This window comes from Arenimonas maotaiensis (assembly GCF_014638745.1).
Taxonomy (GTDB): Bacteria; Pseudomonadota; Gammaproteobacteria; order Xanthomonadales; family Xanthomonadaceae; genus Arenimonas; species Arenimonas maotaiensis.
The window spans coordinates 1-13465 of record NZ_BMFO01000002.1 but is presented as its reverse complement, the minus strand read 5'-3'; the positions used below and the strand labels follow the sequence as shown (position 1 = coordinate 13465).

Genomic DNA, 13465 nt, shown 5'->3' with positions numbered 1-13465 from the left:
CAAAAACCCCCGCTTCGGCGGGGGTTTTTGCATCTCAGTGGAACAGGCCTTGCGGATATTCCGGCTTCTGCTCGCGCGCCAGCAGCAGCTTCAGGCCTTCCTGCGGCGTGATTTCCTCGTGCAGCACGCGCCGCACCAAGGCGGAAATCGGCAGATCGATGCCGAAACGCCCGGCCAGGCGCATCACTTCATCGCAGGTCTGGATCGATTCCACCACCTGACCGATCGCCGCCACCGCGTCCTTGATGGATTGGCCTTGGCCGAGCGCCAGACCCAGACGGCGGTTGCGCGACAGATCGCCGGTGCAGGTCAGCACCAGGTCGCCCAAGCCGGCCAGGCCCATCAGGGTCTCGGCACGGCCGCCGAGCGCCTGGTTCAGCCGCAGCATCTCGTTCAGGCCGCGGGTGATCAGGCCGGCGCGGGCGTTCAGGCCCAGATTCATGCCGTCGGCGACGCCGGTGGCCACCGCCAGCACGTTCTTCATCGCGCCGCCGAGCTCGGCGCCGAGCATGTCGTTGCCGGTATAGGCGCGGAAGGCCGGGCCATGCAGGGCTTCGGCCACCGTCTGGGCGAAATCGGGATCGTCCGAATGCACGGTCACCGCGGTCGGCAGGCCTTGGGTCACTTCCTTGGCGAAGGACGGACCGGTAACCACCGCCAACGGCACGTCATCGCCGAGCAGCTCGGCCGCCACCTCATGCAGGAACCGGCCGGAACCGGGCTCGAAGCCCTTGGTGGCCCAAGCCACGCCGGTGCCGGGTCGACGATGCGGCGCCAGCGCGCGTACCGTGTCGCCGAAGGCATGGCTGGGCGTCACCACCAGCACCACGTTGGCCGCGCGCACGGTGGCGGGCAGATCGGTGCTGGCGCCTAGGCTTTCGGGCAAAGGAATACCCGGCAGGTACCGGGTATTCTCATGCCGCTCGTTGATGGCGCGGACCTGTTCGGCGTCGCGGCCCCAGATCACCGTGCGGTGACCGTTGCGGGCCAACAGCGAAGCCAAGGCGGTGCCCCAGGAACCGGCACCGAGGACCGCGACCGTGATCGGCGCGTCCGTCATGGCCGGATTCAGGCGTTGCCGCCCTCGGCCACCATCGTGCTGCCGTCGCTGGCGCCGGCGACCTGTTCGGCACGGCGGCGCAGGCCTTCGGCGTAGATGGCCTCGAAGTTGATCGGCTGCAGATAGAACGGCGGGAAACCGCCTTGGCCGATCAGGTCGGACACGGCTTGGCGCGCGTACGGGAACAGCACGTTCGGGCAGTGGATGCCGAGCATGGCGTCCAGCGTGGCGTCGTCGAAACCGGCCAGGCCGAACAGGCCGGCCTGGGCCACTTCCGCCAGGTAGATGGTCTTGTCTTCGATGGTGCAGGTCAGGGTCACGCCCAACACCACTTCGAACACGCCGTCAGCCAACTTGCCGACCTTCTGGTTCAGGTTCATGTTGAGCTCGGGCTGACCCTGCTCGTTGAACGCCATCGGGGCGTTCGGGGCTTCGAAGGAGGCGTCCTTCAGGTAGATCTTTTGCACGCTGAAGGAAGCGGCGGCTTGCGCGCCGTCTTGCGCGGCACCTTCGGTCAGATTGGCAGACATGGAAAACTCCGGAAAAGGATGCGGAAATCCGCGGAAATTCAGGGACTAACCCTGTTTAAGTGGGGCCATGGGCCATGATATCAAGTCCTAGCGGCCCTTGGTGAGCGGCAGGTCGGCCTGGGTCCAGGCGTTGATGCCGCCCTCGAGCAGATACACGCGCGTGAAACCGGCTTTGTGCAGGCGCGCCGCGGCGCCGCCGGCGGTCTGGCCGCTGCGGCAGACCACCGCCACCGGCAGCTCTTTGGCTTTGGCCAACAGCTTGTTTTCCGGATCGAACTGGCTCATCGCCACATGCTTGGAGCCGAGGATATGGCCTTTCTCGAAGTCGGCGATGGCGCTGACGTCGACCACCAGGGCCGACTCGCGGTTGATCAGGTCGGTCAGCTGCGCCGGGGTGACGCGCTTGTAGCCGGTGAACAGGCGGGCGATCTCGGTATAGACGATGGCCGCGGTCAGCACCACGAACAGGGCCGACAGCAGCGGACTTTGGCCGGCGAAAGCCAGCAATTCGGCAAGGGACATGCAGGATCCAACTCGGGGAAAGCCGGTATTATCGCGCGCCGGCCCGCTTTGCGCCACTCACTCCAGGCGCGGCAGGCCCGAGGTCAGCCACCAGCGCTTGGCGGCGGCATCGTAGCGCCAAATCTGGCGGTCGGTCTTGACCCGCTCGGTCTGCGAGGCGACGTCGATGATGCGCAGCTCGACGCGCTGGCTGTAATCGGCCGGACCGCTGCGGACGCCGGATTTCAGGCTGTAGCCGCTGATCTGGAAGCGCGTGTAATAGGCCTCGTCGTCTTCGCTGAAGCCTTCCGGCGCGCGCAGGGCCGGATCCAACGACTCCGCGGCGGCGGCGAAGTCGTTCCAACGCACGGCCTGCGCGTACATTTTCAGGCTGGCCTGCAGCGCCTTGTCGGCCTTGTCGGCGCGCGCATCGGCCAAGCCGGGAAGGAGCGCCAGGAGCAAGCCCAGGGCGAATGCGTTGATCGACATGCTTTCTTTCCCGAATCGCTCAGTTACACTGGATTCTGCCATAAACGGCCGTTACCGACGATTCCGATGCCTCCAACGCCCTCCCTCGCCGGCTGGACCGTGGTTTCCCTGCGTCCGCAGAACCGCCACGATGCCCTGCGCCGCGCGGCCGCGGCGCAGGGTGCGCGGATGTTCGCGGCCTCGCCGTTCCGCCTGCGCGCGACCGGCGACCGCGCCGCCCTGGATGCGGCCCTGGCCTGCCCGATCCGTATCGTCAGCTCGCCGGAAGCGGTCCGCTTCGCCGCCGCGCTGCGGCCGCTGCGCGGATCGTGGTGGGCGGTCGGCCACGGCACGGCCCGCGCCTTGCGCGCGGCCGGCGCCACGCGCATCGAAATCGCCGAACCGCAGAACGCCGACGGCCTGCTGGCGTTGCCGTCCCTGCGCGACCTGCGCGGCCAAGCGGTCGGCCTGGTGACCGCGCCGGACGGCCGCGGCCTGATGGAGCGCGAACTGCCGGCCCGCGGCGCGCGGCTGCACGTCGCCCATGTCTATGTGCGCGAACCGGTTCCGCTGGCGCCGGCGCGCCTGCAGGCGCTGGCCGCGCTCGGTCCGCGCGCGGCCCTGCTGGTCAGCAGCCAATCGGCATTCGGCCAATTCTGGCGCCAACTCGACGAAAAAACGCGCGCGGTCTGGCGCGGACGGCCCTGCATCGCCAGCAGCGCGCGCTTGCTACAATACCTGCGGCAACAGGGCTTCCGGCAGCTGGCGCAAGCCGAGAGCACGCACCCGCCGGCCATGCTGGCGGCGCTGGCGGCCTGCGCCGGCACGGACCGCACGAGGAGCAGACCATGAACGCAAACCCGAGTCCCGCACCCGCGCGCCGTGGCACGCTGATCCTGGCGATCGCCGGGTTGGCCGCCATCGCCGGTCTGGCCTACTGGCAATTCGTCCGCACGCCGGCGGCGCCGACGCTGGCGGACGCGGCGCCCGACCTGAGTCCGCAGGCGCTGGACCGCCGGCTACTGTCGACCGAACAGGAACTGGCCAAGCTGACGCGCGAACGCGCCGCCTGGCAGCAGCGCCTGAACGAATCGGCCAACCGCACCAATCTACTGCGCGACGAAGTGCTCGGCATCGGCGAGCGCGCGGCCTTGATCGAGGACAGCGTGCGCGAACTCGGCCGCACCGGCCGCAGCGCCCAGGACGGCCTGCGTATCCACGAAGCGGAACTGATGCTGATCATCGCGCGCGAACGCTGGACGCTGTCGGGCGACCTGTCGGGCGCCATCCAAGCGACCGAACTGGCCGCCACCGCGCTCGGCGGCCTGACCGATCCGCAATGGCTGGACCTGCGCCAGACCGTGACCCGCGAACTGGCGGCCTACCGGGCCGTCGAAGCCGATCCGGGCGCCATCGCACGCGGCGAGCTGGACGCTCTGGAAGCCCTGTTGCCGCAATTGCCGGCGGCCGACGCCGCCGCGTCGAGCAAGCCCTCGGCCAGCGGCCTGCAGCGCCTGCTCGAAGCTCTGGTGCAGATCCAGCCGACCGGCCAGCAGACCCTGATCGCGCCCGGCGAACGGCAGGCGGCCAAGACCGCGCTGGCGCTGGAAATCGCCAACGCCCGCATCGCGCTGCAATTGCGCCAAGGCGCGGAATTCAAGGCCAGCGTCGGCCGCATCGGACAGTGGCTGCAGCGCCTGTACGCCGACACGCCGCAGCTACGCGAGCGGCGCCAACGCCTGCAGATGGCCGCCGACGCGCCGCTGACGCCGGCCCTGCCGCTGGCCGGCAGCACGCTGTCGGAACTGCAGCGCCTGAAACAAGGGGCCGCGCCGTGAGCCTGTACCGCAGCTTCCTGTGGTGGCTGCTGTTGGCCGCGCTCGGCGCGTTGGCCTGGGATCTGCTGCAACCCGATTTCGGCGAGGTCGTCATCCGCTGGCATGGCACCACCGTCACCACCAGCGTGGCGGTGTTCCTGTTCGGCTGCGTGCTGCTGCTGTTCGCGCTCTGGCTGCTGTGGACCCTGCTGCGCCTGCCGGTACGGGCCTGGCAGGATTATGCGCAGCGGCAGGCGCGCAACCGCTTGGCCAACGGCCTGACTGCGTTCTACGAAGGCCGCCACGCGCGGGCGCGGATCTTGCTGCTGAAGGCCGCCGAAGACCGCAACGTGCGCGACCTGGCCCTGCTCGGCGCGCGCCAGGCGGCCTTGGCGCTGGAGGACTGGGTCGATGCGGCGCAGTTGCTGGAACGGCTGAACCAGTCGAACCCGACCTTGGCGGCCTCCAACAACGCGCGCCTGTTGCTGAAGGACGGCAAACCGCAACAGGCCTTGGACGTGATGCTGACCCGGCCGGCCACGGAATGGTCGCCGGTGGCGCGCGGCATCGCCATCGAAGCCGCGGTCGCGCTCGGCCAGTTCGACTTGGCGCGCAACTGGCTGAACGCCCGCGGCAGCGGCTTGAGCGCGAAGCAATCGGCGCAGCTGCGCGCGCTGTACCAAAGCCGTTATCTGGAGGCCGCCGATTCCGCCGACACCCTCTGGCAGCGTTGGCAGGAGCTGAACGGCGACGGCCAGGGCATGGCGTCGTCGGCCGCCTTCGCCGCGCGCGCCTACGCGCTCGGCATGCAGGCCTCGGCCGCGGCCGCGCTGCTTGAATCATTGGAGTCGCGCTACCAGGCCGATACCGCGCAGGCACTGGCCGTGCTGGCGCACCGCGACGAGGCCCTGCTCGCGCGGCTCTCGGCCCTGCTGCCGGCGCATCCGGCCGACGCCGACCTGCTGCACGCGCTCGGCGCCTGGCACGAGGCCTGCGGCAAGCCGGAGCAGGCGATCGGCTTCTGGCAACGCGCCGTGGCCCAGGGCGGCGGCGCCGAAAGCTGGAACCGCTTGGGCATGGCGCATGCCGCGCGCGGCGAATTCGAGCCGGCCTACATCGCCGAGAACAACGCCCGCCGCGTGCTGAACGGCGATACGCCGCTGCCGATGACCGGCATCAGCCTGCAGCAGAAGATCGCCGCGCAGGCGGTGCCCGAGCAACGCAACGAACACGGCATTCCGCTGTTGCCGGAATGAGCCGCACGCCCACCTGAAGGACACCCCATGCATTGCACGCACTGCGGCCACGAGGCCGGTACCGAGGCCCGCTTCTGCCGCGACTGCGGGCAGCCGCTCGAGGCGTCCGTCATCGGCGACGCCGATTTCTACAAGGCCGCGATCGGCCCGAACAACACCACGTATTACCTGCAGCGCTTCGCCGAATTCGACCGCCGCGGTAAGGCCGGCATCGGCTGGCACTGGCCGGCGTTCTTCATCACCTTCTATTGGTTGCTGTACCGCAAGATGTGGCTGAACGCCTTCCTGTACTGGCTCTCGCCGTACGTGCTGATGGTGCCGCTGGTGGCCGCGATGGTGCTGGCCGGCAATGAGGACGCCGGCGTGGCGGTGTTCGCGACGGGTTATCTGCTGTACATCGCGGCGTTCATGCTGCTGCCACCGCTGTTCGGCAACGCCCTGTATTACCGGCACTGCAAGGCCAAGATCGCGGAAGCCAAGCAGGCCGGCGGCAGCCCCGAACGCCAACTCGGCGAACTGGCCGGCAAGGGCGGCACCAGCAACGTGGCGATCTTCATCCTGCTCGGCTTCGGCGTGCTGATGATGCTCGCCATCCTGGTCGCCATCGCCGTTCCGGCTTATCAGGACTACACCGTGCGCGCCAAGATCGCGCAGGGCATGGACGCCGCATCGGACGCCAAACTGGCGGTAGCCGAAACCTACGCCGCGACCGGCGCCGTGCCGGCCGACAATGCCCAGGCCGGCTACGTGTTCGACGCCGCATTGCCGGAAGTACGCGACATCCGCGTCGAACAGGGCGGCGTGGTGCGCGTGCAGATGGCGGTCGATCCGATCGACGGCGGCGCCCTCGTGCTGGAACCGTCCGAAGGCGCCGACGGCGGCATCGAGTGGACCTGCTTCAGCCCCGACATCGAAAAGAAATACCTGCCCAGCACCTGCCGGGAATGAAAAAAGCGGCCGAATGGCCGCTTTTTTCTTGCCGGGAACGGGAACTCAGCGTTCGACGATGGCCGCCACGCCCATGCCGCCGGCGGTGCAGATCGAGATCAGCGCGCGGCCCTGGCCTTTTTCCTTCAGCAGCTTGGCGGCGGTGGCCACGATGCGCGCGCCGGTGGCGGCGAACGGATGGCCGAGCGCCAGCGAGGAGCCGACCACGTTGAGCTTGCTGCGGTCGATGCTGCCGAGCGCGCCGTCCAGGCCGAGCTTCGTTTTGCAGAACTCCTCCGACTCCCAGGCCTTCAGCGTACACAGCACCTGCGCCGCGAACGCTTCGTGGATTTCGTAGAAATCGAAATCCTGCAGTTTCAGGTTGTTGCGCTTCAGCAGCTGCGCCACCGCCCAGGCCGGCGCCATCAGCAGGCCGTCGCCGCCGACGAAATCGACCGCGGCCACCTGCGCGTCGACCAGATAGGCCTGGATCTCCTTGCCGTTGGCCTTGGCCCAGTCTTCCGAAGATAACAGCGCGGCCGAGGCACCGTCGCTCAGGTTGGTGGAGTTGCCGGCGGTCAGCGTGCCCTTGCCGGAACGCTTGTCGAACGCCGGCTTCAGCGTCGCCAATTTTTCCAAGCTGGTGTCCGGGCGCAGGATGTTGTCGCGTTCCAGGCCGCGGATCGGCATCACCAGGTCGCTGTAGAAACCGCGCGCATAGGCGGCGGCGGCCTTCTGGTGCGATTCGAAGGCCAGCTGGTCCTGCGCCTCGCGCGGAATCTGCCACTGCTTGGCCATGTCCTCGCAGCTCTGGCCCATGCTCTTGCCGGTGCGCGGCTCGGCCACGCCCGGAAATTCGGGCTTGAATTCGCCGAAGGAGAAGCCTTTCAGCGCGGCCTTGATGCGCTCGCCCAGGCTGCGCGCGCGGTTGAGGTCGAGCAGCCGGCGGCGCAGTTTCTTGTTGACCGCGATCGGCACGTCCGAGGTGGTGTCGGAACCGCCGCCGATGCCGGCCTCGATCTGGCCGAGCGCGATCTTGTTGGCGACGGTGATCAGCGCGTCCAGGCCGGTGCCGCAGGCGCGGGTGATGGTGATGCCGGGCGTGTACGGCGACAGCCCGGACGACAGCGTGGCTTCGCGCGCCAGGTTGAAGTCGCTGGAGTGCTTGAGCACGGCGCCCATCGCCACTTCGCCCAAGGTCTGGCCCTGCAGCTGGAATTTCTCGACCAGACCGCCGAGCACCAGCGTGGACAGGCCCAGGTTGCCGAGGTCGTAGTACGCGGTGTTGTTTCGGCAGAACGGGATTCGGATGCCGCCGAGGATGGCGACGCGACGCGGTGCGGACATAGAACGGCTCCTTAAGGGTGTAAAATCGGCGAACGCGGCATAGGCCGCGCCGGCCTGGCGCTGGAATCTCTCCAAACTCCCGAGTATGGTAACGCATGCCTGAGACCATTTACAGCTACGGCCTGTTGGCCCTGGAACTCTGCCCCGGCCGGCATCTGGGCCGTCCGGCCCTGGATGTGGCCGCTGCCGGCCGCCTGGGCGAGCTGTTGGCGGCCGATCTGAAGCCCTGGCTGGGCGCGCGCACCGACATCGACATCAGCCTGGCCGCGGCCGCCTTCGACCCGACCGAGGTGCTGCGTCCGGGCTGGCCGCTGCACGCCGAAATCGCGCGCTTGGCGCATCTGGCACCGAAGTCGCCGGAGTCGCGCCTGCTGTGCCTGGGCAGCCACGACGGCGCCATGCCGCCCGGCCTGCAACCGGATCCGGACTTCCTGCACGGCCCGCTGCGCTGGATTCCCTACGTGCTGTCGGGCCCGGCCTCGGCGCTCGGTCCGGTGCAGGACCGGATGGAAGCCGAGCTGATGGAGCGCGGCATGGCCGGCGCCGGCACCGCGCTGTTCGCGCAGGAAGCATTCGACACCGCCATCGAACACGCGCGGCTGATGACCCTGCACGACGGCGTGGCGATGATGGCCATGCAGTACGGCCACAACGGCCTGGAACCGGTCTGGCCACTGATCGAAACCGCGCTGTTCGCGCCCGAACGCGAAGCTTGGCTGGATTCCGCGCCGGAGCCGCTGGTGTATCTGGCGCGCGGCACCGCGCACATCGCGCTGCTGGACGCGCATCAGTGGGCGCGTCTGCAACCGGCGCTGGATGGCGTGGACTGCGAACAGCTCGAGCGCCGTTTCCAGATGTTCGAAATGCGCCAACGGCAGATCGCCGCGCTGCTGACCGCGCACGGCCTTACGGTCGAATTCGATTTCTGCCCGGACGCGGACACCGCGCGTACCGTGCTGCGCGGCTGATTCAGCCGCGCGCGAGGCCGTCCTCGTAGATCAGGTAATGCGCGTCGCGCATGCCGAGCGCGGCGTAGGTGCGCTGCGCCGCCAGGTTCTCCTTCTCCACGTACAGGCGCAGGCCGCACACGCCCGGATCGACCTCGGCCAAGGCGCGCACGTGCGCGTACAGCGCGCGGTACACGCCGCGGCGGCGCGCTTCCGGCGCCACGTACACGCTCTGGATCCACCACCACAGGCCGTTGCGCCAGTCGCTCCATTCCGTGGTCAGCATCAGGGTACCGACCGGCTTGCCGTCGATCTCGGCCACGAAATAGCGCGCCAGCCCCGGCTCGGCGATACCGCGCGCCACGCCGGGCAGGATGTCGCCGTCGGGCAGCCGCTTGCCTTCGGTCTCGAACGCCATCGCCTGCGCCCAGCGCGCCAGCAAGGGCGCATCGGCGGCGGCGGCGTCCCGGATGCGGATGCTCATGTCTCGTCCTTCGGCGCGCGTTTGGCGCCCAGTTTGCGGGTGAGGGTGTTGCGGCCCAGGCCGAGTAGCTGCGCGGCCTGCTGCCGGCGGCCGCGGGTGAACTGCAGGGCGGCCTCGAGCAGAGCCTGTTCGAAACGGGCCTTCAGCTCCGGATGGATTTCGCTGCGACCCTGCTGCAGCAGCGCTAGGGCCTCGTGCGCCAACTGCGATTCCCATCCGCCGCCGGCCATGGCCGGCGCAGGCGCCGCCGTCGCCGGTTGCCAATCCTCGAGATCGAGCCGGTTGTGCGCGGTGCCCGAGGCCAGACGCCAGCACGCGTTCTCCAGCTCGCGCACATTGCCCGGCCAGGCATAGGCCTGCATCGCGGCCAACAGGCGCGGGCTGGCGCGCTTGGCCGGCGCACCCAGCTGTGCGGCGGCGCGGGCGAAGAAGTGCGCGGCCAACAGCGGGATGTCGGCCGGGCGTTCGCGCAGCGGCGGCAGACGCAGACGCAACACGTTCAGCCGGTGCAGCAGATCTTCGCGGAAGCGTTTGTCGGCCACCAGCGCCTCCAGCGGCTGGTGCGTGGCGGCGATCACGCGCACGTCGACCTTGATCAATTCGCGGCCGCCGACGCGGTAGAACTCGCCCTCGGCCAAGACCCGCAGCAGACGCGTCTGCAGCGCCGCCGGCATATCGCCGATCTCGTCCAGGAACAGCGTGCCGCCGTCGGCCTGCTCGAAGCGGCCGAGACGGCGCGCGGTAGCGCCGGTGAAGGCGCCGGCCTCGTGGCCGAACAGCTCCGACTCCAGCAGCTCGGACGGAATGGCGGCGGTGTTCAGCGCCACGAACGGCTTGCGCGCACGCGGCGATTCGGCATGCAGGGCGCGCGCCACCAGCTCCTTGCCGGTGCCGGTCTCGCCGGTGATCAACACGCCCAGCGGCAACTGCGCCATGCGCCCGATCTGGCGGAACAGCTCGCGCATCACCGGCGTATCGCCCAGCAAGGTCGCCTCCGGTACGGGCGCTTCCGGCGCCGGCTCCGGCGCCGCCGGTTTCGGCAGCGCCTTGGCCACCAACGCCAACACCTCGTCCAGGTCGAACGGCTTGGCCACGTAGTCGAACGCGCCGCCGCGGTAGGCGCCGGCAGTGGCGGCGATATCGGTGAACGCCGACATCACGATCACCGGCAACTGCGGGTGCGCCTGCTTGAGCGTATCCAGGAATTCGATGCCGCTGGCACCGGGCATGCGGATGTCGGTGAACAGCAGCGCCGGCAACGCGCCGGCGCGCAATTCGGCCATCGCGGCCGCGGCCGACTCGAAGCCGCGCGCGCAGTAGCCGGCGTCCTGCAGGGCTTCGGCCATCACATAGCGGATGCTGGCGTCGTCGTCGACCAGCCAGATTTCGTGTGCGCTCATGCGGTTTCCTCCGGCGCCGGCAACAGCAGGGTGAATACGGTATGGCCGGGACGCGAACGGAACCCGAGCGAACCGCCGTGCTCACGCGCGATGCGCATCGCCAGCGGCAGGCCCAGGCCGGTGCCCTCGGCGCGGCCGGACACCAGCGGCAGGAAGATGTTCTCCTGCAAGTCGTCCGGCACGCCGCGGCCGTCGTCGGCGATCTCGACCCGGATGGCCAGACGCGACAGCTGGTCGGCGATCAGCACCTGGTGCTCGGCGCGCGTGCGCAGCACCACCTGACCGGCGCCGGACTGCAACGCGTTGCGCACCAGGTTGAGCACGGCCTGGGTCAGGCGATCGGCGTCGCCCATCACTTCCGGCAGGCTCGGGTCGTAGTCGCGCACCAGCTTCACCGACCAGCCGGCTTCGGCATCGGCCAACTGGCGCACGGTTTCCAGCACGCCATGGATGTTGACCGGCACATGCGCCTTCGGCGGCGCCGGATGCATGAACTGGTCGATCAGCTGGGTCAGGCGGTCCACTTCGTTTTCGATGAGGCGCGCCAACGGCAAGGTGCCGGATTGGTCGGCCAACTTCTTCTGCAACAGTTGGGCCGCGCCTTTCAGCCCGGCCAACGGATTGCGCAGCTCGTGCGCCAGACCTTTGAACGCCACCGACAACGCCGCCGGCAAGGCCAGCGCCGGATCCTCGCCCTCGAACTCGGCGCGCGGATGCCATTCGATGCGCCAACCCTCGGCCTCGCGCACCACGATGGCGTCGGCGAAGCGGTCTTTGACGCCGGCGAAACCGAGCTGCAGACGCAACGCCTGCATGCGCTCTTCCGGCAACCGGCATTGGCCGCACAGATCGCGCAGGCGCGGCGCTTCGCGGTCGAGCACGTCGATGTCGACGCCCTGCAGGCGGCGCTTGCCGACCGACAGCCAACCGCTGAACGCGACGTTGCAATCGCGCACGCGGGCCTGTCCGTCCAGCCACAGGATTGGCGTGGCGAGATGATCGAAGGCGGCGGTTTCGATGACGCTCATTGCACCATAATAGTGCAAGAATCCCGGGAAGGACAGCACGCTATCCGTTCATCGGGTTATCGCGGATATAGCGGCGGATGGCATGCAAGGCCGCCGCGTCGCGCACGATCCGCTCCCAATAATTACGTTGCCACAAGCGGCCGCACGACGCGGCATCCCGGTAGCGTTTGCACGTGAGTGATTTGAACCGGTGCACGGCATCCGGCAACGACAACCCCGGGGCAGGGGCAACCGAAGGGGCAACCCCCTGTGGTTGCCCCGAACCTTGCGATTGCCCCGTATCCGGCAACGACAAATCCTCCGCGTTTCGATTCGGGCGGTCAATCATGGGATCCGGGGAACCGAACATGGAATACGGACGGCTGATGGGGGAATCGATTACAGGATCCGGGCCGCCGACCATTGAATCGATGATGGAATCCGGACGACCGACCATTGAATCGATGATGGAATCCGGACGACCGACCATTGAATCGATGATGGAATCCGGACGACCGACCATAGAATCGATGATGGAATCCGGACGACCGACCATAGAATCGATGATGGAATCCGGACGACCGACCATAGAATCGATGATGGAATCCGGACGACCGACGAGGGAATAAATCATTGAAGCCGGACGGCCGACCATGGAATCGACGATGGGGGCCGGGCGGCCACGGGGGGCCGCCCGTACATGCAGGATGCCATGGATATGGTCGGGCATGACGATGAAGGCGTCGGTGCGGATGTTGGGGTAGAACGCGTCCATCTGCTCCCAAACGGATTGCACCATCCGGCCAGCATCGCTCAATTGCATCTGGCCGGCGGCGATATGTCCGAATACCGGCGCGCGGCGGTGCGTGCAGACGGTGATGAAATACGTGCCCTGGCCGTAATCGTGGCCTTTGAGCCGGATGCTGCGGCGATGGTGGAGGTCGGGATGGAAGGCCATGCCCCACGATGCCGCGGATCAAGCCGGTGGAATATCAGGAGTTGCCGGAGGATTGGGTAAGGAAACGTTTCCAAGCACGCCGTGTGGCCGTAACACCAGAATTAAGCCGCGCCGCGAAGCGGGTTCGGCTTGAATGATTTGCTAGACCTCATCCTTGACCGGCTTGAGCTTGAACTCTGGCCAGAAGCGTGGAGCGAGGTCCTCGTAGGTCTTCGTGAGTGCCCAAGCGGGTAAATCTGAAGTTTGCCCCTGAGTGTTCCATTGCATCAGCCCCACGTAGTAGTGCGGATAGCGGTACGTCACAGGGTTCATGATGGACTGCTCGATAGTTCCGAGGTTGTCATCGTGGAATGGGTCAGTTGCAGCAAAGTGTGCAGCAACTTTGTTGCGCCAGCGGTATACCTCAGGAGTGGAGTTTTTTACGAAATTGGAGCAATGGGTCTTAATGGATTGGCGATTAGACGGATCTGTAAGGGCTGCTGACTTCCATTTCTGCGTGGCCATTAGGTCAACTAGGGCTACTAAGCGCAAATAGTTGACAAGAGTTGTGGCGAACCAATTGAACGTGCAGGGAATAAGGGGTGGCACCGAGCCCGACATGTGGAGCACTACGTGCTCTGCATGTGGATCATTAGGTGGGTTCTACCCCGTTAATGCGGACACTTCAAAAAAGCCTCAAAATGGGGCAGGAGGAGTGTCATGGCAAAACGAAAGAAGTACAGCGAAGAGTTTAAACGCGAAGCGGTTAATTTGATACGTCAGC

At 67.4% G+C, this 13465-nt stretch carries 15 protein-coding genes; 5 read left to right on the top strand and 10 right to left on the bottom strand.

Annotated elements, in window-relative coordinates; all coding sequences use genetic code 11:
• Positions 1-34 precede the first annotated feature (34 nt).
• The 4 genes from IEV56_RS04000 to IEV56_RS03985 all read right to left on the bottom strand — a co-directional run bounded on the left by IEV56_RS04000 (position 35) and on the right by IEV56_RS03985 (position 2580).
• The gene (locus IEV56_RS04000; protein WP_188448041.1) at positions 35-1060 is read right to left on the bottom strand and encodes an NAD(P)H-dependent glycerol-3-phosphate dehydrogenase; all 1026 of its coding nucleotides are present in this window, start codon (positions 1058-1060) and stop codon (positions 35-37) included.
• A gap of 8 nt (positions 1061-1068) precedes the next feature.
• Positions 1069-1590, bottom strand: a complete 522-nt coding sequence (gene secB / locus IEV56_RS03995; RefSeq protein WP_188448039.1) for a protein-export chaperone SecB — start codon at positions 1588-1590, stop codon at positions 1069-1071.
• A gap of 87 nt (positions 1591-1677) precedes the next feature.
• Complete coding sequence (locus tag IEV56_RS03990) at positions 1678-2112, bottom strand: rhodanese-like domain-containing protein (protein WP_188448038.1); 435 nt, start codon at positions 2110-2112, stop codon at positions 1678-1680.
• 57 nt (positions 2113-2169) lie between these two features.
• Positions 2170-2580 (bottom strand): hypothetical protein, encoded by a 411-nt coding sequence (locus tag IEV56_RS03985; protein WP_188448036.1) that lies wholly within the window; start codon positions 2578-2580, stop codon positions 2170-2172.
• A gap of 66 nt (positions 2581-2646) precedes the next feature.
• On the opposite strand from IEV56_RS03985, the gene IEV56_RS03980 reads away from it, so the two are divergent.
• The 4 genes from IEV56_RS03980 to IEV56_RS03965 are packed head-to-tail and all read left to right on the top strand — an operon-like array spanning position 2647 to position 6580.
• Complete coding sequence (locus IEV56_RS03980; RefSeq protein ID WP_188448034.1) at positions 2647-3411, top strand: uroporphyrinogen-III synthase; 765 nt, start codon at positions 2647-2649, stop codon at positions 3409-3411.
• Positions 3408-4397 (top strand): uroporphyrinogen-III C-methyltransferase, encoded by a 990-nt coding sequence (locus IEV56_RS03975; protein WP_188448032.1) that lies wholly within the window; start codon positions 3408-3410, stop codon positions 4395-4397. Before IEV56_RS03980 ends, IEV56_RS03975 begins: the two co-directional genes overlap by 4 nt.
• Positions 4394-5632: a heme biosynthesis HemY N-terminal domain-containing protein gene (locus IEV56_RS03970; RefSeq protein ID WP_188448030.1), complete on the top strand. Its 1239-nt coding sequence runs from the start codon at positions 4394-4396 to the stop codon at positions 5630-5632. Before IEV56_RS03975 ends, IEV56_RS03970 begins: the two co-directional genes overlap by 4 nt.
• Before the next feature lie 27 nt (positions 5633-5659).
• A complete protein-coding gene (locus tag IEV56_RS03965; RefSeq protein WP_188448028.1) occupies positions 5660-6580 on the top strand; it encodes a pilin in 921 nt (306 codons plus the stop codon).
• 45 nt (positions 6581-6625) lie between these two features.
• On the opposite strand, the gene IEV56_RS03960 is transcribed toward IEV56_RS03965, so the two are convergent.
• Positions 6626-7906 carry an acetyl-CoA C-acetyltransferase gene (locus IEV56_RS03960; RefSeq protein WP_188448026.1) on the bottom strand — a complete coding sequence of 427 codons (1281 nt, stop codon included), beginning with the start codon at positions 7904-7906 and terminating at the stop codon, positions 6626-6628.
• 95 nt (positions 7907-8001) lie between these two features.
• Between IEV56_RS03960 and IEV56_RS03955 the strand changes: the two genes are divergently transcribed.
• Complete coding sequence (locus tag IEV56_RS03955; protein WP_188448024.1) at positions 8002-8874, top strand: hypothetical protein; 873 nt, start codon at positions 8002-8004, stop codon at positions 8872-8874.
• Between the two features lies 1 nt (position 8875).
• Here IEV56_RS03955 and IEV56_RS03950 read toward each other — a convergent pair whose 3' ends face one another.
• From IEV56_RS03950 to IEV56_RS03930, 5 genes are all read right to left on the bottom strand, one after another.
• Positions 8876-9337 carry a GNAT family N-acetyltransferase gene (locus IEV56_RS03950; protein ID WP_188448022.1) on the bottom strand — a complete coding sequence of 154 codons (462 nt, stop codon included), beginning with the start codon at positions 9335-9337 and terminating at the stop codon, positions 8876-8878.
• Positions 9334-10737 carry a nitrogen regulation protein NR(I) gene (gene ntrC, locus IEV56_RS03945; RefSeq protein ID WP_188448020.1) on the bottom strand — a complete coding sequence of 468 codons (1404 nt, stop codon included), beginning with the start codon at positions 10735-10737 and terminating at the stop codon, positions 9334-9336. Before ntrC ends, IEV56_RS03950 begins: the two co-directional genes overlap by 4 nt.
• On the bottom strand, positions 10734-11765 hold the full coding sequence (locus IEV56_RS03940; RefSeq protein ID WP_188448018.1) for a two-component system sensor histidine kinase NtrB: 1032 nt from the start codon (positions 11763-11765) through the stop codon (positions 10734-10736). Before IEV56_RS03940 ends, ntrC begins: the two co-directional genes overlap by 4 nt.
• Positions 11766-11805: 40 nt before the next feature.
• The gene (locus IEV56_RS10590) at positions 11806-12702 is read right to left on the bottom strand and encodes a transposase (protein WP_229730172.1); all 897 of its coding nucleotides are present in this window, start codon (positions 12700-12702) and stop codon (positions 11806-11808) included.
• A 141-nt stretch (positions 12703-12843) separates the two neighbouring features.
• Positions 12844-13206: a hypothetical protein gene (locus IEV56_RS03930; protein WP_188448016.1), complete on the bottom strand. Its 363-nt coding sequence runs from the start codon at positions 13204-13206 to the stop codon at positions 12844-12846.
• Positions 13207-13465: the final 259 nt, after the last annotated feature.

Excerpts from the sequence above, each read along its gene's own strand:
- IEV56_RS04000 (WP_188448041.1), bottom strand. The coding sequence starts at position 1,060 with ATGACGGACGCGCCGATCACGGTCGCGGTCCTCGGTGCCGGTTCCTGG.
- secB (WP_188448039.1), bottom strand. The coding sequence starts at position 1,590 with ATGTCTGCCAATCTGACCGAAGGTGCCGCGCAAGACGGCGCGCAAGCC.
- IEV56_RS03990 (WP_188448038.1), bottom strand. The coding sequence starts at position 2,112 with ATGTCCCTTGCCGAATTGCTGGCTTTCGCCGGCCAAAGTCCGCTGCTG.
- IEV56_RS03985 (WP_188448036.1), bottom strand. The coding sequence starts at position 2,580 with ATGTCGATCAACGCATTCGCCCTGGGCTTGCTCCTGGCGCTCCTTCCC.
- IEV56_RS03980 (WP_188448034.1), top strand. The coding sequence starts at position 2,647 with ATGCCTCCAACGCCCTCCCTCGCCGGCTGGACCGTGGTTTCCCTGCGT.
- IEV56_RS03975 (WP_188448032.1), top strand. The coding sequence starts at position 3,408 with ATGAACGCAAACCCGAGTCCCGCACCCGCGCGCCGTGGCACGCTGATC.
- IEV56_RS03965 (WP_188448028.1), top strand. The coding sequence starts at position 5,660 with ATGCATTGCACGCACTGCGGCCACGAGGCCGGTACCGAGGCCCGCTTC.
- IEV56_RS03960 (WP_188448026.1), bottom strand. The coding sequence starts at position 7,906 with ATGTCCGCACCGCGTCGCGTCGCCATCCTCGGCGGCATCCGAATCCCG.
- IEV56_RS03955 (WP_188448024.1), top strand. The coding sequence starts at position 8,002 with ATGCCTGAGACCATTTACAGCTACGGCCTGTTGGCCCTGGAACTCTGC.
- IEV56_RS03950 (WP_188448022.1), bottom strand. The coding sequence starts at position 9,337 with ATGAGCATCCGCATCCGGGACGCCGCCGCCGCCGATGCGCCCTTGCTG.
- ntrC (WP_188448020.1), bottom strand. The coding sequence starts at position 10,737 with ATGAGCGCACACGAAATCTGGCTGGTCGACGACGACGCCAGCATCCGC.
- IEV56_RS03940 (WP_188448018.1), bottom strand. The coding sequence starts at position 11,765 with ATGAGCGTCATCGAAACCGCCGCCTTCGATCATCTCGCCACGCCAATC.
- IEV56_RS10590 (WP_229730172.1), bottom strand. The coding sequence starts at position 12,702 with ATGGCCTTCCATCCCGACCTCCACCATCGCCGCAGCATCCGGCTCAAA.
- IEV56_RS03930 (WP_188448016.1), bottom strand. The coding sequence starts at position 13,206 with ATGGCCACGCAGAAATGGAAGTCAGCAGCCCTTACAGATCCGTCTAAT.